Genomic DNA, 21304 nt, shown 5'->3' with positions numbered 1-21304 from the left:
AGGCTTTCGCATCGAGCGTCCTAAGGTTCAGAAACCATCGGCCTAATGATTACGATCATCATCAATAAAGTCAATTTTTTGATGTCGATCATAATTATTGGGTACAAGACCTACCGCTCGTGATGCCTTGGTTGGAAACCGGCAGTAGCAGCAATTTACAAAGTACTGCTAAGGAACTGCGGCTATCCACGACTGGGTTATGCGCGCGAGGAGAGAGCTTTGGGCTGCGGTGACAAAGCAAAGCTTCTCACCAATTAACAGTTGCTGAGAGGGAGTACGCCATCGCTAGATGGTCGATATTCGATCTGATAATAGCCCAATGATCTACCGACGGGCTCAGAGGTCATGTCAGCTTTCGTCAGGTACAACAATGCGCATGGGGCGCGTGCCGATCTTTGCGCCTGTCACCTCATCCACGGCAACCGCTTTGATTTCCGTGCCTGTTTCGGCGTCAAAGAAGCGAGTCAGCTTGCCACCGCCTCGGTGCTGCCGCCCCCATGCACCGATCATGAAAAGCACAGGCAGAAAATCGCGACCCGCAGCGGTTAGCAGATACTCCTCCCGTGGAGGGTGCTCCGAATAGCGTCGCTTCTCCAGTAACCCCTCCTCCGTCAATGTCGCCAGTCGGCGGGTCAGCATCGTCGGTGCAATACCTAGGCTTTTTCGGAATTGGTCAAAGCGAGAGAGGCCCGCATGGGCATCCCGCAGAATCAGCACGCTCCAGGAGTCACCAGCGACAGCCAGGCTGCGGGCGATCGGGCATGGGTTATCGCAGCTATTTTTCATGTCCATACTATTTTGATAGTGACCTGCCTTCAAAAGGGTAGTATTGTCTGTATCAAATTGATAGTAACACTCCGATGATGAGCCATCCACCCGTTCGGGAGACTTCCTTGATGAGCGCGAAAAATCCGGCCTACGCTCCGGCAGACTCAGCGTCTTCGGGCACCGGCCCCACCCAAATGGCGCGGCCGCTGGAGGCTGCGAAATGGAAAGATGCCACCACCCATACAATTGACGTTGGCGGGGTGGCATTCGCTTACCGTGATCTTGGCGTCGAGTCTGGTGTGCCGTTGGTTTTATTGCACCACCTGATGGCAGTCCTGGACGACTGGGACCCGCGTGTTATCGACGGTATAGCGGTCCATCGTCGGGTGATTGCTTTCGATAATCGCGGTGTCGGGGCTTCGGGAGGCTCAGTTCCTCACACCATTGAGGAAATGGGACGGGATGCTATTGCCTTCATCCGTACATTGGGTTTCGACAAGGTCGATCTGCTCGGTTTCTCGATGGGCGGTGGTGTGGCACAGGCCGTGGCTCTCCAGGCTCCCGATCTCGTACGGCGGATTATCCTCGCTGGAACGGGCCCACGGGGTGGTGGTGGTATCGATAAGGTCACCAAAGTCGCTGCGCTTGCCTACATCAAGGCCGCGCTGACCTGGACCGATCCAAGGAACTTTCTGTTTTTCCCTCGCACCCCCGAAGGCAAGCGTGCTGCAAGCGATTATCTCGCCTCGCTGAAAACGAGGAGTGGGAATCTCGACAAGGCAATATCACTTCAGGCGCGCAACGCCCAGCTGAAAGCTATCCGTCAATGGGGCTTGAGCCCACCTCACGATCTCACCCTTATCAAACAGCCAGTTTTCGTAGCAAACGGTGACAACGACCTTATGGTCGACAGCAGCCTCTCGGCTGATATGGCGCGCCGCCTACCGAATGCCCAACTGACGAAATATCCCAATTCCGGTCATGGAGGCGTCTTTCAACACCACCAGGCTTTTGTATCTGCGGTACGGGATTTTCTATCTGACGGTTCTGAACAGTAAGTATTAAAAACCATGATGAATAACCGAACTATGAAAGCACTAACCTTCAAGCGCTATGGCAAATCACCCGACATCGGGTTAGCCGACATTCCCCGGCCCACGTTGAAGGCTGACGAATTATTGGTACAGGTCCACGCTGCCGGCCTGAACCCGATCGACAACATGATTCCGACGGGGATGTTCAAGCCTGTATTGCATTTCCAACTGCCAGCCACACTGGGTAGCGATCTGGCCGGCATAGTGACCGAGGTTGGTAGTAGCGTGACCCGCTTCAAGCCAGGCGATGCTGTCTTCGCCAGCATCTTCGATCTTGGCACAGGGGCGATTGCTGATTTCGCAGTTGTGCCAGAGTGCGCTGCCGCGCTGAAACCGGCCAATCTGAGCTTCGTGCAGGCCGCGTCGATCCCAATGGTCGGCCTCACCTCATGGCAAGCGCTGAAGGAGCGCATCAATCTTCACCCTGGACAGAAGGTATTCATTCCTGCTGGTTCGGGCGGGATTGGTACGTTTGCAATCCAACTGGCGAAACATCTTGGGGCAAAGGTGGGAACCACCACCAGTACAGGCAACGTTGAACTGGTGCGCGCTCTGGGTGCGGACGAAGTTGTGGACTACAAGACGCAGGAATTTGAGACGGTGCTGCGCGACTATGACGCGGTACTCGGAACCGTAAGGGGGGATGCGATTGAAAAATCCATGTCCATCCTCAGACCAGGAAGCCAGATCGTCTCACTCATTGGCCCATTGGATGCTGCATTCGCGCGTGCCAAACGGCTGAATGTCTTTTTGACCTTCGTATTCGGGCTGATGAGCCGCAAGATCATGCGTCTGGCAAAGAGGCGGAGCCTTAAATACTCGTTTCTTTTCGTGCATCCCAACGGTAGCCAACTCGCCGAAATCGGCAAGCTTCTGGAAGCTCAGCAAATTCAGCCGGTGATCGATCGGATATTCCCGTTCGAGGAAGCAAAGGATGCGCTTGAGTACCTTGCTCAAGGGCGCTCCAAAGGCAAGGTCGTAATCCAAATGTGATTGCCGCCCTGTTGCTCACAAAACCATCGACATAAAGGTAATCTCAATGATCACACGTCCGACCGTACTTATAACCGGTGCCTCTAGTGGCATCGGCGCCACCTACGCCGAGCGGTTCGCCCGTCGCGGCCACGATCTCATCCTTGTTGCGCGCGACAAATCGCGCATGGATGAGCTTGCATTTCGCTTGCGTAAGGAAAGCAAAGTGGCCGTTGAGGTGCTGCCAGCTGACCTGACAAGCTCGGCAGACCTGTCCGTCCTTGAAAATCGACTGCGCGATGACGCGAATATCGGGGTATTGATCAATAACGCGGGGATGGCCCAATCGGGTGGGTTCCTGGACCAGTCTGCCGACGCCATCGAACGCCTTATCACGCTCAACATCACCGCGCTGACGCGGCTCGCTGCTGCGATCGCGCCGCGCTTCACGCAGTCGGGCACCGGTGCAATCGTCAACGTGGGTTCGGTGGTGGGTTTTGCGCCCGAGTTTGGCATGTCGATCTATGGAGCGACCAAAGCCTTCGTGCTTTTTCTGTCACAGGGTCTGAGCCAGGAGCTGTCACCCAAGGGTGTGTACGTGCAAGCGGTGCTTCCGGCAGCGACCCGCACCGAGATTTGGGAGCGTGCCGGCGTTGACGTCAATACTCTCCCGGAGGTGATGGAGGTCGGTGAGCTGGTCGATGCTGCACTGATCGGTTTTGACCGTCGCGAGTTAGTAACCATCCCGCCGCTTCATATTGCTGAACGCTGGAGTGCGCTGGAAGGTGCGCGCCAAGGCCTGATGTCTGACATTCGGCAAGCCCACGCAGCTGAACGATATCAGCTACAACCTTGAGCGCGTGATTGTGTACGAATGATCGAATCCATCACCAAGGAAACCACTATGAACGACCGCTTGTTCACATCTGCCCAGCTCGGCAACCTCACGCTGAAGAACCGCATTGTCATGGCGCCGCTGACCCGCAGCCGCGCGATCGGAAACCTGCCCAATGAACTGATGGCAGAGTACTACCGCCTTCGGGCGGACGCCGGACTGATCATTACCGAAGGTACCTCTCCATCACACAATGGCCTGGGGTACCCACGTATCCCTGGCCTTTTCAACGACGAGCACGTGCAAGGCTGGCGAAGCGTGACCGATGGTGTCCATCAGGCCGGGGGCAGGATTTTTGTGCAATTGATGCACACAGGGCGGATCAGCCACCCCGCGAACCTGCCGGCAGGCGCCCGCGTCTTGGGACCTTCGGCGATCGCAGCTCCTGGCGAGATGTGGACCGACAGCGAAGGCATGCAGCCGCACCCAGTGCCCCACGTCATGAGCGAGGCGGACATTGCCCAGAGCATCCGCGAATATGCAGCCTCAGCCAAACTGGCGATACAGGCGGGTTTCGATGGCGTCGAGCTGCATGCAGCGAATGGCTACTTGATTGACCAATTCCTCAATACCGCATCCAACCAGCGTGATGATCGCTGGGGAGGCCCGGTCGAAAACCGCATCCGCTTCGCGGTCGAAGTCGCAAGGGCAACTGTCAACGCAATTGGCGCGGAGCGGGTTGGCATGCGTATCTCGCCGTATGGGGTCTTCAACGGCCAACTGCCAGATCCCGATATGGACGCGCTGTACCTGCACCTAATCAAGGAATTGAATGCGCTCGGTCTGCTCTATATTCACATCGTCGATCACAGCGCCATAGGGGCGCCGGAAGTCAGCCCAGAGTTGAAATCCGCTATCCGTGACGCGTTCAACGGCTTGTACATACTCTCCGGTGGCTACGATGTCGCTCGCGCCAATGCAGACCTCGACGCGCAGCGTGGCGACCTGGTGGCTTTCGGTCGTCCGTTTATCTCGAATCCAGACTTGGTCACCAAGCTAGCATCGGGACAGAACTTGGTAGAACCTGATAGCTCTACCTTTTACACCCCTGGAGAAAAGGGATATACCGATTATTGATGTCTGACGTCCCCTCCGAACTGCCACATTGAACCGAGGAAGGCGACTGACCGCTTTGGACCTCTTTTGCTGCTGAATCTTGGTTAACTTCGTTGTATTCAATGTCCGCAATGGGTCGATAGCAGCCGTTCGTGAAAGCATTCCCAAACGGACCCAGCCCTGTCCCGTTATCGGCCACGCAACCGTGGAGGTGCACTAAAGTCCAGCGAGGGCCTGTTCGAAAGCTGTCATAAATCGCCGTTCTCGATCGCGCATTCTGATGAGGGTATCGAAGGGTATTTCTGGGGGTACATTACCGCTAACCGGCAACGCTTGACTCTACCGTAAGGGGCAGACTTTACCCTTGGCACTTCATTACCTGGAGTTTGTCATGAAGAGCAAACGCATGCTCGTAATCCTCGGCCACCCTTCGAACGACAGCTTTTGCGGCGCTGTGTCCGAACGTTACGTCGAGGCCGCCACGCAAGCAGGCCATGAGGTGCGCTTGCTGCGCCTGGACACCCTGGATTTCGATCCGGTCCTGCACGATGGCTATAACCAGGTCCAGTTGCTTGAGCCCGATCTGATCGCCGCACAGAACGACATTACCTGGGCCGAACACCTGACATTTGTGTACCCGATCTGGTGGGGCGGCATTCCGGCGTTGCTCAAGGGGTTCTTCGACCGCGTGTTTCTGCCCGGTTTTGCCTTCAAGTACCGCAAGGGCTCGCCCTTCCCGGATAAGCTGCTCAAGGGCCGCACGGCTCACCTATTGGTGACCATGGACACGCCGCCGTGGTACTACCGGTGGGTGTATCGCATGCCGGGCCTGCACCAAATGCGCAAGACCACCCTGGAGTTCTGCGGCATAAAACCTCTGAAAACCCTGACCTTCGGTCCGGTATTGGGCTCCAAGCCGGAACAGCGTGAAGCCTGGCTCAAACAAGTCCAGGCAGTCGCCAGTCGCTGATCGGCCCCGGTCGTGCCGTGCCCCTGCACTGCCCAGCCGAGCCTCCCTGCTGCGACACCTTGCCCAACTTGGCTTCCAACCCCCTGACGCTTGTGCAAAGATGTCGCGCGCCTGTGCGAGCGCGCGACATCTTTTCGCTTCTGATGCGTCAAAAAGGGATTTTCATGTACATCGGCAAAGCCGCCCAGCTGTCGGGCACCACCGTCAAAAGCATTCGACATTACGAAGAAATCGGCCTGTTGCCCCCCCCGCAACGCGAAGGCAAGTACCGCATCTACAGCCAGCAAAGCGTAGAGCTGCTGACCTTCATCAAATGCGCTCAGCAACTCGGTTTCAAGCTCAAGGAAATGCAGGCCATTCTGCAGGATCATCGCGGCCAGGAGCTGCCCTGGGATCTGGCCATGCAGGCCATCGATAACAAAAAACAGGAATTGATGGGACAGATCCAGGCGTTGCAGAAAGTGCATGACGGCTTGGTCGAGTTTGAGCTGAGCCTCAAAGATGCTCAGATGCAATGCCAGTTCGAACACCTGGAAAAAGCCCGCTGAATCCGCACCGCCGCCCCTGAACGGCCATGGCGCCCCGTGCCGTTTTCAACACGCAGGCGCCCCAGCGATTTAGCCTGGCACAGCCTCACCCCGCGGCTGCTCGCCCTTTTGCACTGCTGGTTGCGGCACAATCGAGGCAAAGAACCACGGCGAAATCAGCGTGACCAACAAAATGGTCATGAAGCCACTGGATGACAGCGCCAGTATCACCAGCACACCCAGGTCAATGACGGGTTTGTAGGCGGAGAACAGCAACGCGACAAAGCCCATCGAGAAGATCACGACATTGACCACCGTCGAACGCCCGACGCCCTGCATGGCCGCCAGGATGGCCTCGTCGACCTCGGCGCCCTTCTGCACCAGCATCTTGATCCGTGACAGCAGGTGAACGGCGTAATCCACGACGCCCACCACCAGGAACGTCACCAGTGTGGTACCGATGTTCAACTCGATATCCAACAGGTACATGCTGCCGTACACCGTCACCGACGTGGTCAGCAACGTCAGCATGCCGAGGATGCCCAGGCGTACTGACTTGAGCCAGAACATCATCATCAAGGTCACGGCCAGCAACGCCAGCGAGAAGCTCAGCACCTGACCCTGGGTGATTTCCTGCAACACCCCGGTCCATATGTACGGCGTACCGGCATGGGTGACTTGCAGGTTGGCCGGTTTGTTGATCGCCAGCCAGGCGTCCAGTTTATCGAGCATCGCCTGGTAATCGCCCGCCACAGAGGAGGTCATGGTGAACAGCGTCACCGCCTTCGAGTAATCGGCATTGAGCACGTTCTGCAAGTCGGTGCCGCCACCGTTCTCGAACATCATGATGTGTTGTTCGATGAGCGAGTTGCCATCGACATCGAAGGTCTCCGGTTTCCCGTCATCATCGACCACCGTCACCTGCTCCACCGCCTGCGGCACCCGCAGGAAAGCAGGGTTCATGTCGTTGAGCACGAGGTTCATGCGCTTGATGTAGGTGGCCACCGAATAGGTGTAACTCACGTTCGGCTGGGCCCTGATGAACTGGTCCAGACGCTCGAGGAACTGCACGGTTTCAGTGGTCAGCGCGCCACGCGGAGTCTTAGTGTCGAAAGCGATCCAGCCCGGCGAGGTACCCGCGACCCCGGCCCGGTTGATGAACTCGTCGGACATCCGCACCGGGCTGTCCTTCTTGAAGTAGGCAATGCCCGAGTCTTCGATATCCACCTTGAACGTGAACACCGTCATCATCGCCAACAACGGCAGGGTCACCAGCAATACCGGCTTGCGCCAGCGAATCAGCCAGGCACAGAACACCACCAGATAGTGGGAGATCAGCGACTCTTTGAGTTGCACTTTGCGCGGGACGGCATCTTTGCCCCAGATCGAAATCCACGCCGGGATCAGTAGCAACGAAATGATCAGCGCCGCCGTCAGGCCGATGGACATGAACACGCCAAAGTTGCGGATGCTGACAATGTTGTTGGTGGTGGAAATCAAGAACGTCGCAATAGTCGTGACCGTTGTCAGAACGACGGGCGTGACCATCAGGCGCTGGGTTTCTCGGTTGGCTTCGCGGAAAGACTTGCCCGAATTGAGCTGTTCGTAATACTCGGCCATGACGTGGATCGCGTCGGCACAACAGATGGTGAACAGGAACACCGGCAACACACTGGTGAGCAAGTCCATCGGTACACGCAGCAACGCCATCAGGCCAAGGGTCCAGATGGTGCAGAACAGGATATTGAACAGCGGCAGCACCACGCCAAGTGGTTTGCGAAAGAAGAAAACCAGCAGAGAAGTCACCAACAGGAACACGATCGGGAACAGCATCGCCAGGTCGTGATCGATGATCTCCTGCTGGGCCGCAATGAAGATCGGCATGCCGGCGATGAATACCTCATCGGTGAACTCCGGATGAGCGGCCTGGTACTTTGCGATAATCTCGCGGACCTGGTGATAGGCACGCAACTGGGCCTGAGCGTCGTCCTGTTTGGTGCCCAGTTCGGCGACGACCATGGCGACTTTCTTGTCCGCCGAGACGACGCCACCAACCATCTGCTCGTTGCCCATGATCTGCGCTTCGACCTTGCTCGGGTCCATATCCAGGGCGTGCAGGGTCTTGTGGATCCACAACTCGCCATCGGCACTCAAGCTGATGTTTTCCAGGTCAGCCATCGAGGCCATTTCCTGGATCGGGTTAAGCCGCTCGGCAAGAAAGCTCAGGAACTGCAGGTCGTGGCTGTCCCAGTGCCGGGCAATCCCATGGTCGCGCAGCGCTTTGGCGGCAGCGTAATCGTTCTGCGAAAAACCTTCGGCGAGGATCTGCACCAGCAAGGCCTGGGCATCGGGATCGCCACTGTGGAGGCCAACGATGCGCTGCAGTTCGACACGGTCCTCATCGTTCGCCAGCATCAGCCGGCGTATGGCCTGGGACAACTCGAACTGCGCGTTCAGCGACGTGGTGTTGAAGACACTCTCGGGGTTGCTCAGCGCCACCATGACCGAGTCATATGTACCGGTGAACTCGCGCTGCAAATCAATGATCGTCTTGCGCGCCGGGTGAGTGTCCTTGAGCAGATACGGATTGGTGTCCGACATCAGCGCGCCGAGGGTGTAGGTGAAGTAGGCGGTGATCGCCACCAGCACGAACACAATTGCCCGCGCATAGCGCTCGACGAAGTTCAGGTATCTTTCCATGAATGAGGGTTCCAGATGAATCGAGAGCGGCGCTTAGCGGGCAGACACGGCGTATTCCGGCAAGTCGCCGGCTTTCAGCCCACGCTTGATCGCGGTCTGCGTGAACAGGCGGTCGTCCAGCGCGACGTTGTACTGCAACTGGTTGAAGCGCAGCTGAGAGCGCGTACCGGCGATGAAGTCTTCGGTTTCGCTGAAGGTAATGCTGTCGATCTGGTCGATGGTTTCAGTCTTCAGAGTGCGCATCTGCTTGAACATCACACCTTTTACATCGAAAAAGTCCTGGCGCAGCACCAGTGAGTTTTTCTTGTCAACCCAGACCTTGAGCTTGTTGTAGCCGGTCTTGGCCAGCACGGCAGGCGTCGCCGGCTCACGCTCGATCACGTAGCAATCGCGGCCCTGCAACTGCTCTTCGCCAACCAGCGTTTGGCGATAGTCTTCGGCGCGAATCTTGTCGAGGTCGGCATAGGAGTAGTCGCTACCCATGAACGCCCCGCGTTTGTCGGTGGTGGAAATCCTTCGGGTCTGTCGGCTGACCGGCAAATACATCCATTGGCTGTCTTCGAGGCCCAGGGCCTCGCGCGGGTTTTCGATGTGGAAGGCGACGTCACGCACATCACTCGGCGCGGAGAAATACATGGTGAATTTGTCGCTGTCCGGGTAATCCTTTTGCAGGTAACTGAACTCGCGGATGCGGCTCTTACCTTGCTTGTCGATCAGGATCAGGGACACCTGGGACATGAAGCTCTTGCCGTCATCGCGGTCCCGGGCCTGGCGAATGATGTCGTCGGCCGTGCGTGGTTCAGCTGCCATGGCGGCAGCGGCGCTCAGCAACAGTGCGCTTACAGTCAGGGTCTTGAAGATGGGCAACATCGCGATTTCCTTTTCATTGTTTGAGTGGTTCGCACACCGGCACCGGTGTGGTCAGAACAGATAACCGGCGGACAAGCGCACCTGATCGCGGTTGGCGTAAGCACCGAACTGGCGGTCGGGCTTGCCGAAGAACACATCGACTTCGAGCCCCAACTTGAGCCAGTCCACCGGTTTGTAGGTGAAGATCCCCTGAACGAAACTGTCGTCCTGCGCTGGCGGCGACATGCCGAAAACCAGACGGGTCTTGAGGCGATCCTGGAACTGCGATCCTTCGGCAGACACGGTTAACAGGTCGTCGCGTTTGTCCTGGACCATGCCGGGCTGCCAGTCGAGCAGCCGCTGATGTTGCCACTGCGTCGAGATCAGCCAGTCCCGCCACAGGTAATCGACGCCCAGCAGCGACTTGGTCATCGCCTTCTGGTCGCTGCCGTAAGCGCGGTAAGGATTGGTGACGCGCCAATTGTCGAAGTAGGCGACTTCACTGCGTACCACGATGCTGTGGCCGGCATCGATGGCCACACTGGCGCCGCCCATGGAATAGCGCGGGAATTGCCGTTCGAGGCGAATCAGGCCCTCTTCGGTCTGGCCTTCGACGGCGTAAACCGGGTCCTGCTGGCGGGCGTTGAGGGCAACGAAGCTGACATCCACCGTGCCGATCCGGCCGTTGGCACTGGCGCCATAACCGAAGCCACTGTGACCGTCATAACCGGGCCGCGAATCGACCACAAACATCTGCGGATCGGGTGTGGCAAAAATCGGTGCATCGAACTCACTGCCGACGGCCGGCGCCTGGTTTTTCACGAAATCAGTGATCACCAGCGCTTCCAGCTCCCACTCGGCGACCGGCTGCACCAGGCGAATCATCGGCACGGCGATGCGGCTGTCTTCCAACAGACCGATCACCCCCTCGCGATAGTCCAGCGGGTTGATCTGATCCAGCACCCGTAATTCATCTGCACGCCCCCACACCACCTGCTGCCAGCCCACCGTCAGCTCGCCGTCACCGACGTAGAGCCCCCAGTAAAGGTGCCGCCAATCGGCGGTTGCCCGGTAATCGTCCCGGGCTTGCGCACTGTAGGGATTGTTGCCGTCATAACGGAAGTCGTAACGGGCTCGGCCCTTGGCCTTGTAGTAGCCGCTGTCCCAGGCATCCTCCAGGCTGAACTTGAGGTACACGGCCTTTTGCGTGACCTGGTCGTCACCGTGCAGACGCACGGCCGTGGCTACGCCGATCTCCGCTTCATGATGCTCCGGCAACCACTCGGCGATCGCTACCGGCGAGCCGAGGCTGACCAGCGCGGCCAAAAGGCCGCGGTTCAATCCCAGTCGAGCCATGGCTACATTCCCAACCCGGCACCGCCGTCGATCATCAGGCTTTGCGCTGTGACACCACTCGCCTGCGGGCTCGCCAGATAACGGACCATGGCCGCCACTTCGTCGCCCTGAATGAAGCGCCGCAGGGGCAACTTCTTCTTGGCATTGCGCAGGATTTGCTCGTGGGTGATCCCGGCGATGCGCGCCTGAGCCGCCAATTCGCCTTGCAGCATCGGTGTGTCGATCCAGGCGGGCAGGATGGCATTGACGGTGATTCGCCGTGGCGCCAGGTCCAGCGCCAAGGCCTTGGTCATGCCGATGATGCCGTGCTTGGAGGCGCAGTAAGCGGTGTTGCGGACCTTGCCCGCTCGACCGAGGATCGAAGACATGTTGACGATCCGCCCACCATCCGCCATCAGTGGCAGGCACAACGAGGTGACGTAAAAAGTGCCGTTGAGGTTGATCGAAATCACCTTGTGCCAGTTGTCCAGGTCTTCGGGCTCGTTCTCGTCGCAGACCCCGGCGCTGTTGACCAGCACATCGACAAAGCCGACCCGGTTGGCCAGGCCCTTGAACAGAAGTTGCAGGCTGGCCAGATCGGCGATGTCCGCTTGATGGGTTTCGATGCGAGCAGCAAATTCGCCCTCGGTGACCCACCGCTGCAAGGTTGCCAGATCCCGATCAAGCAAGATCAAAAGGTGCTCGGCCTGGGCTGCAAAATTTTCCGCGACGGCGCGGCCAATACCATTGGCCGCGCCGGTAATCACAATCGTGCGTGCCTGGCTCATAGCATTTTCAATCCGCCGTTGACGGGCAAGACTTCGCCCGTGACGTACAGGCCGCGCTCGGCCAGATACAGCACCGCGTCGGCAATTTCTTCAGGCCGGGCGAACCGTTTGATCAACAGCCGCGACTGGATTTCCTGCTCATGGGCGCCGACCAGGGCTTCGCTCATGTCGGTGCTGACGATGCCGGGCGCCACCGCGTTGACCCGGATGTTGCGCGGCGCCAACTCCACCGCCAGTGCGCGCGTCAATGCTTCTACACCGCCTTTGGCCGCGGCGTAGTTGCTCTGGCCCTTGCCGGGCTTTTGCGCGGCCACCGAACTGAGGTTGACGATGCACCCGCTGCGTTGGCGCATCATGCAGGGCAGCACCTGCTGACAGCACAACAACGTGCCGACCAGGTTGGTCTGGATGACCTCGGTGATGTCGCTCAACGATTGCGCGGCGAGCAAACCGTCACGGGTAATACCGGCGTTGTTGACCAACAAGTCGATACGCTCGAAACGCTGCTCGACCCGTTCAAAAAACGCCTGAATGCTCTGCGCATCCTTGACATCACACTGCACAGCCAGGCACTCCCGGCCGAGCCCTTCGACCTGCGCCTGCAAGGCAGCGGCTGACGCCTCGTCACGGACATAACTGAAGGCAACCTGATAACCCGCGCCGGCCAGGGCCAGCACGACGGACTTGCCAATGCCGCGACTGCCGCCGGTCACGACGGCTATTTTCTGAGTCATGACCGCTCCTTAAAGCGAGTTTTGAGTTTTGAATTGCGCAAGGGTTAAGCCGTGGGTCGCGGCCAGTGCGCGGACCTGTTGAACTTGCTCACGGCTGATATCGCCGTAGGAGCCGTGCTGGCTCATGCCAGACAAGCCCATCAACACCGACTCGGCCATGCACGCATACAGCTGACCTTTTTTCAGGTAGGCCCGCACGTTGGGCGCCAGGCCGTCGTCGAACGGCGTCTGGACGATGCCGCCGTGCATGTAGAGCACGTCTTCGCGTTGGCTCGGCATGTCTTGATGAACGTTCAGCGGCACGGCGATATCGCAAATCACGCTGCGCTCGGCGAAATGTTCGGCGCCGAGGAACGGCTGAGGCGCATTGGCAGCGCACAGGACAATCCGTGCACCCTTGAGGGCTTCGAGATCGTTGGTGACCGTGATGAAGGCGTTCGCGCCAAGGCGCTCATCCACCAGACGGGCGATGTGCAAACCGAGGTCGGCTTTTTGTCCATGTGAATGCAACAAGCCACGAAAACCATCAAGGGCCAGCAGTCGCTGCGCCAACCGGTCATGTTCGGCCGTGCCTTTGAGGATCGAACGCGCCGCGTCGGCGTAAATCTGTTGCGCAGTTTTCTCCAGGCGCCGAACCGAGCCGTCACGACCGCTGCCAATCAGAATCAGGTGATCGACAGTGGCGGACAGCAACGAGGCATAGGTCGACGCAACGTTACCGGCGGCGCCGACAACGGCAGCGGTTTGCTCGCGCAGTGCCAGACCTTGCTGTACACAGCCTTGCTCGATGGCTTCGAGCCCCATGCCGATGGTCAGGGCATTGCCGGACGTCAGCGCCATGTCGGCAATCTTCAGCGCCTGACAATTGTTGGTGACGATCGAGGTGTACATCCCGAGGCCGGCGATGCTGCAGCCATCGGCGCGGGCATCGGTAACACGCCTGCCGACTTCTTCGCGAATGCTGTCCAGGTCACCGCTGAGGATGTACTCGGCCATGGCATCCGAATCCATGCACAGCGGGTACAACGTGAACTCCACCGCCATGCCCAGGCGCGACCGAATGATCACCGGGCCGACTGGCGCAGCGCGGCGTTCAGGCTTGGTGCGGTTGATGAATGTGCGTTTCTGTTCCGGGCTCAGGGCTGCCAGCGAGGGATCGACGTCACCGAGGATATCGGCATCGATCAGGTGGTTGATGAACGCTACCCGGGCGACGACTTCGACCTTGGCATCGATTTTTTCAACGGGCTCGGCCACCCGAAAATCGTCCTGACGGGCTGGCACGGCGGGAATCGAGTCCGCGCAGATACCCGCCGCCAACGGCAGCGCATCGCCACGGCGCAGCATGTCACAGACTCGTTGCAGGGCACCGATCAGCCCGTCGATTTCGCCCAGGGTGATACAGGCTGGCGGCTCCAGGCGAATCACGTTGGAGTTGCTGCCCGACGGTGCTACCCGCAACGCTTCGAATTGCAACAGGTAGCCGGCGATCAAGTAGCCCAAGGCATCGTTGTACTGGGCCGACGCCTGTACCAGCGAGCTGCTGACACTCAGGTCGTGCAGTTCCAAACCTACCAGCAAGCCGCGCCCGCGCACATCGGCGATCACATCCGGATAGGCCATCTTCAGTTCATTGAGCGAGGCTTTGAGGTAGGCGCCCTTGGTGCGTATGTCTTTGAGCATCGCGTCGTCATTGGCGAACAACCGGCGCAATGCCGACAGCGCGATATGGCAGGACGGATCGTCCTCGGCGAAGGTCGAGCTGTGGATGTAGCTGAACTCGCCTTCGTAGTGGCTGCTGCGGATCACCGTCGCGGCGATTTTCATCAAGCCGCCGCCGAGGGCCTTGGACAGGCAGTAGTAGTCGCCTTGCAGGTTGAACTGGCTGCTGGCAAGAAACGTCCCGGCGCGACCAAAACCTGACTGCACTTCATCGATCACCAGCGGGCATTGTTGCTCGTTACACAGCTTGCGCAGCCCCAGGTAGAACTCGGCCGCGAACTCGTTGATACCGCCTTCGCCCTGAATCGGCTCCATCAACACGGCGGTAATCGCGCTGAACGGTAGTTTCAGCACGTTCAAATGTTCGCCGTCCCATTGCAGGCTCAGCCAATGGTGCGTGTGCCGGGCGGGCAATTCCTGCAACTGATGGGGCTGCTGGGGGTCGATGAACTCGACGTTCAGACCAAAACGGGCAAACGGCGCGCGGTACTGACGGCCATAGGTCAGTTGCACGGTATTGACCAATTTGCCGTGGAAGCTGCCGCGCAGGGCGATAAATACCGGTTCGATATGCAGCTGCGCCAGGTTGTGTTGGCGAACGGCTTCAACCACCTGACGCAAGGTCACGCTGTTCAGATTGGCTGGCAGGACACCTGCAGGCAGGTCGAGCTCGGCTACATCCAGCTCGCGATAAGCGCGTTCGCTGGCGGTCAGGCTGGCCAGGGTGAAATCGATGTCGTCGAACTGCTTTTGCAGGCTCTTCTGGCGACGGAACTCCGCGTGCTTGACGGCGATTTCCACGGCCTCTGCGCCACTGTTGGAGAAAGTCGAAATGTAACGTTCGGTGTTCTTCAGTTCGCGATTGAAGGCGTCACTGAGCTCTCGCCCCAATTGCCCGGCCGCACCGCGGATCGACATTTGTGCGTTGAACGGCACGTCGCTGCGCAGCAGCGCACAGAGCTGATCGACAAACTGTGGGTCGTTGTGGCCGAACAGTGCCGCACCGTAACCGCCGAGAAAGTCGGTGACCGTGACCATGTCGCCCTTGGGGTTGCGGTAGAACAACTGGCTACCGAGGGCGCGCTGAAACTCACACTCCAGGCCCAGTGCCTGGAGCAGGCCGACGAATTTGGGCCGAACGAAATCGCGATAATCCATGACTGTCATATCCCTGAAAGTAAAAAATGGGCGGTAGTCAGCGTCAGTCTTGAGTGACCTTTGCGCTGTAGAGCACTTGGTAGGCGGCGCTGAATCCGTTGTCGTCGCGGTTCAGCACCAGGCAATGCTCAAGGCTCGCGGCGTGGGGCGCGCCCTGAATGAACGGCAGGTTTGCCACTGGCTGCTGCAAACCGGCAATCGGCGGCACGCTTTGGGCCTGCAATGCGCAACGCGCAAGCATCAGATCCACCAGGCTCGGCGCTGCGCTGAGAATGCCGTTTATCGCCAACCCGCTGGTGATGTGCGAGGCGCGCGCAAGGGCCAGCGTCTGGCACAACACGCGGTCTTTGTGGGCATCGCCGGTGCCGCTGCACACCAACAGATCGGTTGGGCTGTCGGGCAGGCTCAAGCGACCGAGGGTGGCATGGGCCGTCATGTCGGCGAGGCACGCCTGAGGGCCGGCCGGCAGGTCTTCGCGCCGGCGCAGCACCAATGCTGCCGCGCCCTCCCCGGCAATGCCGCCGGTGCCCCGAAGGTCAAACGGCAGCAGAGTGTTCGAGCCGTTGGCGCTGATGACCCCCGCCTGAACCAACCCGGACAGCGCCAGGGCATCCAGCTCGCTGCCCGCACCGACAACGATCGCCGCGTCGATTCGGCCATCCTGCAAAGCGGCCGTAGCCTCACGCAAGGCTGCCAGGTTGCCGGCGACACCTTGCATATAGGCGTTGCACTCACCCACCAGTTTCAGCGCCAGGCTGGTGACACCCAGCAAGCAGTTGCTCAAGCCTTTGAGCACCAGAAAAGGGTCCTGGGCACGGTCTTGCAGGATCCGTTTGGCGAACGCCGCCATGTCGGCGACGCCGTCCTGCCGACAGCCGAGCAACAACTCGGCATAGGATTCCAGAGACGGATGGGTGTAGCCGCCCTGACAGCAATACAAACCGAAACGGACATCTGGCTGCTCATCGGCAAGGCCTGCCTCTTCCAACGCCTGACGTACCGCGCTGACACCCCAGATCACTGCCGGCGTGCAGTAACGCTGAAGGTTTTGCGCAAGGTCTTGTCGGCTGCGTTGGTGGTCCTGATCCTGAATTTGCCCGAACGCCACCACGCGTTCGCTGCTGAACCTTCGGGCGTTCAGCGCCGTAATTGCACTGCGCCCCTCGTTCGCAGCCGCCCAGAAAGATTCGACACCCCAGCCGCTGGGCAACACGCAACCCGCACCGGCAATCGCGACCGCCTGTTTCATCGCGGCGCCTCCCGGTACTTGCCCAGCGCCAGTGAAGTGTTGAGGCCGCCGAAACCGAAGGAGTTGCTCAGGGCAACGTCGACCTTGCGCTTGACCGCTTGATGGGCGCAGTAGTCGAGGTCGCATTGTTCGTCGGCATCATGCAGGTTCAGGGTCGGCGTGACCCGATCATCCCGGCAGGCCAGGGCCGTGAGCATGAATTCCGGTGCTCCGGCGGCCGCAATCAGGTGGCCGAACTGGGATTTGTTGGCCGTCACCAGCAACCGCCGATAATGTTCGCGCTCGGCGAACAGGGTCTTGATCGCCAGGGTTTCGGCGGCATCGTTGAGGGGTGTCGACGTACCGTGGGCATTGATCAGATCGACCTGTTGCGGCTCCAGCCCGGCATCTGTCAGGGCCGCCTGCATCGCCAGCACCGCTCCCCGGCCCTGCGGGTCGGGTGCGGTGATTTTGTAGGCATCCAGGCTGCTGCCGAAACCCAGCACTTCGGCGTACGGCGTTGCCCCTCGGGCGAGCGCCCGTTCGAGGGTTTCGAGCACGACAAAGCCACCGCCTTCACCCGCAATCAAGCCACTGCGATGGCGGTCGAACGGCCGACACAGTTCGGTGCCCCAACGCTGCTCGCTGCTGGCGGCGCCGAGCAGATACAGCGCGGTCATGGTGTCCAGGCTCAGCACCGAATCGGCGCCCCCGGCAATGGCCAGCTCGACCTCGCCGCGACGGATCATCTGGAATGCATTGCCGATGGCCTGGGATGCTCCCGCGCAAGCGCTGCTGATATTGATCACCGGGCCTTCACTGCCGATGCCATCGGCAATCACCCGCGCAAGACGGTCGTTGCTCTGACACAGTGAACTGTCAGGATCGACCTGCGCCTGTCGCGCCATCAACTGAGCCCAGGACGGTGCCTGCGCCGGGTCATCCGCCAGGCTGAGCAGCATGTCCTGCAAACGATGAGCAGGTGCGCCGGACGCTGACAATACCGCCGCGCCACGCAACTGTTCGGGGCTCAGGCCACTGTCGGAAATGGCTTGGGTGGCCGCGACCCAACCAAAACGGGTGCGTTTTTCCAGCGACAACCCCCAGGCCGGATGGTCTTTCAAGTGTGCCGGCATCAAGCCCATATCCACGGGCGCTGCGTAACGCACAGGGAACGCACCCGCCTCGACGCCTTCCGGTTGCCATGGCCGAATGCAATGCTCGCCGGCCAACATTCTTTGCCACATGGACTGCCACTCGAAACCGAAGCCGGTGACGGCGCCCATGCCCGTGATCACGATCCGTCTGGGGCTCATGGGTAACTCTCCATTGTCTCTGTGTCCGACGACGTTCTGGCCAGCAGCACCGCGCCCCAATGCCCACCTCGGCTATGTTCGAGCAACAGCGTGTAACGGCTGCAATCCAGTGCCCAGGTCACAGCGATTTCGCTGAGCAAGGCGCTGGCGCCCAAGTCACCTACCAACGCCCTGGAGTGTTCGAGGGTGTGCCCCGATAGGGTGAACAACGCGGCAATTTGCGGGTCCTGTGCATCGGCGACGACTTGCCCGACATCGCTGAGGCATAGTTTTTCGTTGCTCAAAGCACGCTCGATGACGTCGCGACCAACCGCCAGCCCACGCTCGGGTTGCGCGCTGTAACCACGGGCAAACCCGGCAATGCGCAACGCAGATTGAGCACCGCGGCCCGGTTTGGTCGTCAGCAACAGTGCCGCAGCACCTTCGCCGAAAACCCACGGGCCGGGGTTCACAGGTGGGTGCGTAGCGTCACGCAGGTACAATGCCGGGGTGATGTTCGGGCTGCTACTGACCACGACGGCAGCATCGGCACGGCCTTCGCTCAGATGGGCGGCGGCTTCCATCAAAGCATCCAGCCCCGCATTGCCCTGGGAGCAAAAACCGCCCATGGGGCCCTTGCAATGCAAGGCCTCAGCCGCGTGGGCCATGACGCTGCTGTTGAGCATCATCAGCGCATGCAGCGGCGGTGTGTGGGCAAAGAATTGCGCCAACAGATCCGCCGGTTGTGCGCCAATGGCCTGCACGGCATCCCAGCACGAGCTGGGGCCATCCACTTCCGGAATGGCAGCGGTCAATGCGATCCGCTCATCGGGCAGTTCCAGCTCACGCAAGGCCTCGGCGAGGCGGCCGGCGCAATACAGCAGGCGCGCGCCCTGAGGCTCGAGGCTGCGGGACAATTTGCGGTCGTACACACCAGCCGGCAAGGCGGGCGCTGTGACACAACGGGCCAGGCGTGCCGGGTCGAAATCCAGCGGTTGCGCGGCCTGAGGTTGACTGTCACGAGGCGCACATTCAGTACCGGCGGCGTTGAGTACCGACGCTGCAGTGATATAAACAGCAGTTGAATTGGATCTGGTCATGTCATGCCCTGCCCAGCACCAACGAACTGTTCACGCCACCAAACCCGAAGGAGTTTGAGAGCACGACATTGATCGGTTGCTGCAACGGTTCGCAAAGGAATTTCAACTCCGGAAATTCGGATTTTTCCGGCTGAAAATTGAGGGTCGGCAAGGCCACGCCCGACTGAATGCTCATCAACGACAGCACCGCCTCAATGGCACCACTGCCGGCCAACGAATGCCCTACGGCAGATTTGTTGGCGGTGAACGTCATCTGCTCCAGGGTTTCGCCGAACACCTGCGCCAGGCCCAGGGCCTCGCAACGGTCATTGGCCTGTGTCGACGTACCGTGAACATTCACATGGTCCACAGCCGCACTGGGCAGTTCGGCATCGGCCAGGGCCGCGGCCATGCAGGCGGCGTACTTGCTGCCATCGCGGCTGCTGGAGGTGATTTTCTCTGCCTCGCACAGGTTCGCGTAACCCAGCACCCGGCCCAGCGAGTGGGCCTGACGACGCTCGGCATGCTCGCGGGATTCCAGCACCAACAACGCCGCCCCTTCACTCAGCACAAAACCGCAGCGGTCTGGCATGAACGGCCGGCTCTGTTCTTGTGGGGAAAAGTCCACTCGCTGGCAGAGTGCGCCCAGCCCATCAAAGCTGTAGTAGGACAATTCATGGGCCATCAACTCCACCGCGCCACACAACGCCAGGTCGATCTCGCCACGGGCGATCGCTCGATAGGCGCTGCCGATGGCCATGGTGCCAGCGGCACAGGCATCGGAATGTGTGGAGATATGGTCACGTACACCCAGCCATTCGGCGAGATGGCGGGTTTGCTGATCAACCCGCCGGGCGAACGCCCCACCGCTGAGGGTGTGGTTATCCAGGTACTGGTCAAGATCGACCCGCCCATGATCGTCCATGTAACGGCTGGCGTCCCGCAAATCACCGCTCATGCAGTATTTATTGGCCCCGACGAAAATACCGCTGGCGACCCGGGCAAATGCGCCGTCGGCCAACCCGGCATGGGCCAACGCCTGACGGGCCACGTAATGCGCCAGCCATTCCTGGCGGGAGGTGGTCTGCAGATCGCCCGGAAAGGCCGCAGCGATCACCTGCCATTGTTGCTCATCGATAAACCCGGCCGCCGGGTTCGCAAACCCCAGTTCGACAAACGCCGGGTGCTGGCGAATGCAGGAACGGTTTTCGCTGATCGTCGTGAACAGCGAGGCTGCATCCAGTGCCGTGGGAGCCACCAGGCCATAGCCGGTGACCAGAACCTCTCGGGCTTGCATCAAGGCAACCCCTACGCCGAAGCCTTCAATTGGGTGGCCGCGTACTGCTCAACCAACAGACGCGAGATCGAGTCACCGTCCAAAGGGGTCAGACGAGCACTGCAACCGCCACACACCACTTGTTTGCGTTCGTTGAGTTGGGCATGCACCGCGCCACACTCAGGGCAGGTCTCGGGGAGGTAGTTGAAAACGTTATGGCATTGCTGCGCCCAGTTACGCACGGTGGTGGCCGAGAAGACATCGCCCGGCTGCATGCCCGCGTGCAACTGGCCCGGCGCATAAGCGCTGAGGCTCTGCTCCAGCAAGGCCACGCCGTCCTGCGTGATTCGGCCTTTTTCGACAAACCGGGTGGCGTCGCCGAACACCGCTACCGCGTGATCCAGCACGCTGGTTTTCGGCAAGGTGCAACCGTACTGACGGCCCAGCTGGAAGCTCAAGTCGACGATGTCCAGCGAGTCGGCGCCGAGGTCGTCAACGATACTGCTGTGCTCTGCCACGTCGGCCCGGTCCAACACCAGCAACTGCGCAAGAATCTCCTGTGTACTGCTGATAACGCTGTCCAATTCCAAGGGATTGTTCATTGATTGTTTCCCTACAAAAGCCGCATTGAATGAATAAATTCATCGGGCCAAAAAATGCTGTTTTCAGGCCAGATATATCGAGGGCCGGGAGTCTAAAGTCTCCCCCTAAGGGGAGAGTCAACGTGCCAGCATTGCTTTTTGCGAGAAATCCCGACGCGCCCTGGAACCTTTGTTTTATGCAGCTCAATGGTGCTTGGAGAGGGATCGTAAAATGACAAAATCGATTGCTTGAAACAGCACGATAGTTCCAGAAGCG

General features: G+C 59.6%; 18 protein-coding genes. 6 read left to right on the top strand and 12 right to left on the bottom strand.

Going from position 1 to position 21304, the window contains the following annotated elements; translation table 11 throughout:
- Positions 1–348: 348 nt before the first annotated feature.
- Entirely contained in the window at positions 349–786 is a 438-nt protein-coding gene (locus tag M1D87_RS12405; protein ID WP_232880906.1) for a winged helix-turn-helix transcriptional regulator, read from the bottom strand.
- A gap of 176 nt (positions 787–962) precedes the next feature.
- On the opposite strand from M1D87_RS12405, the gene M1D87_RS12400 reads away from it, so the two are divergent.
- The 6 genes from M1D87_RS12400 (at position 963) to M1D87_RS12375 (ending at position 6303) form a co-directional block, all read left to right on the top strand.
- On the top strand, positions 963–1826 hold the full coding sequence (locus tag M1D87_RS12400) for an alpha/beta fold hydrolase (protein ID WP_143492623.1): 864 nt from the start codon (positions 963–965) through the stop codon (positions 1824–1826).
- A gap of 30 nt (positions 1827–1856) precedes the next feature.
- Complete coding sequence (locus tag M1D87_RS12395) at positions 1857–2855, top strand: NADP-dependent oxidoreductase (RefSeq protein WP_085719852.1); 999 nt, start codon at positions 1857–1859, stop codon at positions 2853–2855.
- 46 nt (positions 2856–2901) lie between these two features.
- Positions 2902–3690 (top strand): SDR family NAD(P)-dependent oxidoreductase, encoded by a 789-nt coding sequence (locus M1D87_RS12390; RefSeq protein ID WP_085719850.1) that lies wholly within the window; start codon positions 2902–2904, stop codon positions 3688–3690.
- 18 nt (positions 3691–3708) lie between these two features.
- Positions 3709–4806, top strand: a complete 1098-nt coding sequence (locus M1D87_RS12385) for an alkene reductase (protein WP_223997935.1) — start codon at positions 3709–3711, stop codon at positions 4804–4806.
- Positions 4807–5176: 370 nt separating this feature from the next.
- Complete coding sequence (locus tag M1D87_RS12380) at positions 5177–5755, top strand: NAD(P)H-dependent oxidoreductase (RefSeq protein ID WP_039612922.1); 579 nt, start codon at positions 5177–5179, stop codon at positions 5753–5755.
- A 164-nt stretch (positions 5756–5919) separates the two neighbouring features.
- Positions 5920–6303 (top strand): MerR family transcriptional regulator, encoded by a 384-nt coding sequence (locus M1D87_RS12375; protein WP_003256870.1) that lies wholly within the window; start codon positions 5920–5922, stop codon positions 6301–6303.
- Positions 6304–6372: 69 nt separating this feature from the next.
- Here the strand turns inward: M1D87_RS12375 and M1D87_RS12370 are convergent, their stop codons facing one another.
- The 11 genes from M1D87_RS12370 to M1D87_RS12320 form a co-directional block, all read right to left on the bottom strand.
- Entirely contained in the window at positions 6373–8982 is a 2610-nt protein-coding gene (locus M1D87_RS12370) for an efflux RND transporter permease subunit (protein ID WP_322265671.1), read from the bottom strand.
- Between the two features lie 33 nt (positions 8983–9015).
- Positions 9016–9852 (bottom strand): outer membrane lipoprotein-sorting protein, encoded by an 837-nt coding sequence (locus M1D87_RS12365; protein WP_232880904.1) that lies wholly within the window; start codon positions 9850–9852, stop codon positions 9016–9018.
- Positions 9853–9903: 51 nt separating this feature from the next.
- Complete coding sequence (locus M1D87_RS12360; RefSeq protein ID WP_232880903.1) at positions 9904–11187, bottom strand: DUF1302 family protein; 1284 nt, start codon at positions 11185–11187, stop codon at positions 9904–9906.
- Positions 11188–11189: 2 nt separating this feature from the next.
- Positions 11190–11954, bottom strand: coding sequence for an SDR family NAD(P)-dependent oxidoreductase (locus M1D87_RS12355; RefSeq protein WP_232880901.1), 765 nt, complete (start codon positions 11952–11954; stop codon positions 11190–11192).
- Positions 11951–12688: a 3-oxoacyl-ACP reductase family protein gene (locus tag M1D87_RS12350; RefSeq protein WP_232880899.1), complete on the bottom strand. Its 738-nt coding sequence runs from the start codon at positions 12686–12688 to the stop codon at positions 11951–11953. Before M1D87_RS12350 ends, M1D87_RS12355 begins: the two co-directional genes overlap by 4 nt.
- A 9-nt stretch (positions 12689–12697) precedes the next feature.
- Complete coding sequence (locus M1D87_RS12345; protein WP_421091542.1) at positions 12698–15568, bottom strand: aminotransferase class III-fold pyridoxal phosphate-dependent enzyme; 2871 nt, start codon at positions 15566–15568, stop codon at positions 12698–12700.
- Between the two features lie 43 nt (positions 15569–15611).
- Entirely contained in the window at positions 15612–16817 is a 1206-nt protein-coding gene (locus M1D87_RS12340) for a beta-ketoacyl synthase N-terminal-like domain-containing protein (protein WP_232880895.1), read from the bottom strand.
- Complete coding sequence (locus tag M1D87_RS12335; RefSeq protein WP_039612915.1) at positions 16814–18112, bottom strand: beta-ketoacyl-[acyl-carrier-protein] synthase family protein; 1299 nt, start codon at positions 18110–18112, stop codon at positions 16814–16816. The genes M1D87_RS12340 and M1D87_RS12335 overlap by 4 nt, the downstream gene beginning before the upstream one ends.
- Positions 18109–19035, bottom strand: a complete 927-nt coding sequence (locus tag M1D87_RS12330; RefSeq protein ID WP_208209235.1) for a beta-ketoacyl-[acyl-carrier-protein] synthase family protein — start codon at positions 19033–19035, stop codon at positions 18109–18111. Before M1D87_RS12330 ends, M1D87_RS12335 begins: the two co-directional genes overlap by 4 nt.
- A gap of 157 nt (positions 19036–19192) precedes the next feature.
- A complete protein-coding gene (locus tag M1D87_RS12325) occupies positions 19193–20467 on the bottom strand; it encodes a beta-ketoacyl-[acyl-carrier-protein] synthase family protein (protein WP_232880893.1) in 1275 nt (424 codons plus the stop codon).
- Between the two features lie 11 nt (positions 20468–20478).
- Entirely contained in the window at positions 20479–21048 is a 570-nt protein-coding gene (locus M1D87_RS12320) for an acyl carrier protein (RefSeq protein WP_061552155.1), read from the bottom strand.
- Positions 21049–21304 lie beyond the last annotated feature (256 nt).

It is taken from the genome of Pseudomonas sp. SA233 (assembly GCF_054792385.1).
This window is presented reverse-complemented; position numbering and strand designations above follow the sequence as displayed.

What these genes read in the sequence shown, in the direction of transcription:
- M1D87_RS12405 (WP_232880906.1), bottom strand. Translation starts at nt 786, where the DNA reads ATGAAAAATAGCTGCGATAACCCATGCCCGATCGCCCGCAGCCTGGCT.
- M1D87_RS12400 (WP_143492623.1), top strand. Translation starts at nt 963, where the DNA reads ATGGCGCGGCCGCTGGAGGCTGCGAAATGGAAAGATGCCACCACCCAT.
- M1D87_RS12395 (WP_085719852.1), top strand. Translation starts at nt 1,857, where the DNA reads ATGAAAGCACTAACCTTCAAGCGCTATGGCAAATCACCCGACATCGGG.
- M1D87_RS12390 (WP_085719850.1), top strand. Translation starts at nt 2,902, where the DNA reads ATGATCACACGTCCGACCGTACTTATAACCGGTGCCTCTAGTGGCATC.
- M1D87_RS12385 (WP_223997935.1), top strand. Translation starts at nt 3,709, where the DNA reads ATGATCGAATCCATCACCAAGGAAACCACTATGAACGACCGCTTGTTC.
- M1D87_RS12380 (WP_039612922.1), top strand. Translation starts at nt 5,177, where the DNA reads ATGAAGAGCAAACGCATGCTCGTAATCCTCGGCCACCCTTCGAACGAC.
- M1D87_RS12375 (WP_003256870.1), top strand. Translation starts at nt 5,920, where the DNA reads ATGTACATCGGCAAAGCCGCCCAGCTGTCGGGCACCACCGTCAAAAGC.
- M1D87_RS12370 (WP_322265671.1), bottom strand. Translation starts at nt 8,982, where the DNA reads ATGGAAAGATACCTGAACTTCGTCGAGCGCTATGCGCGGGCAATTGTG.
- M1D87_RS12365 (WP_232880904.1), bottom strand. Translation starts at nt 9,852, where the DNA reads ATGTTGCCCATCTTCAAGACCCTGACTGTAAGCGCACTGTTGCTGAGC.
- M1D87_RS12360 (WP_232880903.1), bottom strand. Translation starts at nt 11,187, where the DNA reads ATGGCTCGACTGGGATTGAACCGCGGCCTTTTGGCCGCGCTGGTCAGC.
- M1D87_RS12355 (WP_232880901.1), bottom strand. Translation starts at nt 11,954, where the DNA reads ATGAGCCAGGCACGCACGATTGTGATTACCGGCGCGGCCAATGGTATT.
- M1D87_RS12350 (WP_232880899.1), bottom strand. Translation starts at nt 12,688, where the DNA reads ATGACTCAGAAAATAGCCGTCGTGACCGGCGGCAGTCGCGGCATTGGC.
- M1D87_RS12345 (WP_421091542.1), bottom strand. Translation starts at nt 15,568, where the DNA reads ATGGATTATCGCGATTTCGTTCGGCCCAAATTCGTCGGCCTGCTCCAG.
- M1D87_RS12340 (WP_232880895.1), bottom strand. Translation starts at nt 16,817, where the DNA reads ATGAAACAGGCGGTCGCGATTGCCGGTGCGGGTTGCGTGTTGCCCAGC.
- M1D87_RS12335 (WP_039612915.1), bottom strand. Translation starts at nt 18,112, where the DNA reads ATGAGCCCCAGACGGATCGTGATCACGGGCATGGGCGCCGTCACCGGC.
- M1D87_RS12325 (WP_232880893.1), bottom strand. Translation starts at nt 20,467, where the DNA reads ATGCAAGCCCGAGAGGTTCTGGTCACCGGCTATGGCCTGGTGGCTCCC.
- M1D87_RS12320 (WP_061552155.1), bottom strand. Translation starts at nt 21,048, where the DNA reads ATGAACAATCCCTTGGAATTGGACAGCGTTATCAGCAGTACACAGGAG.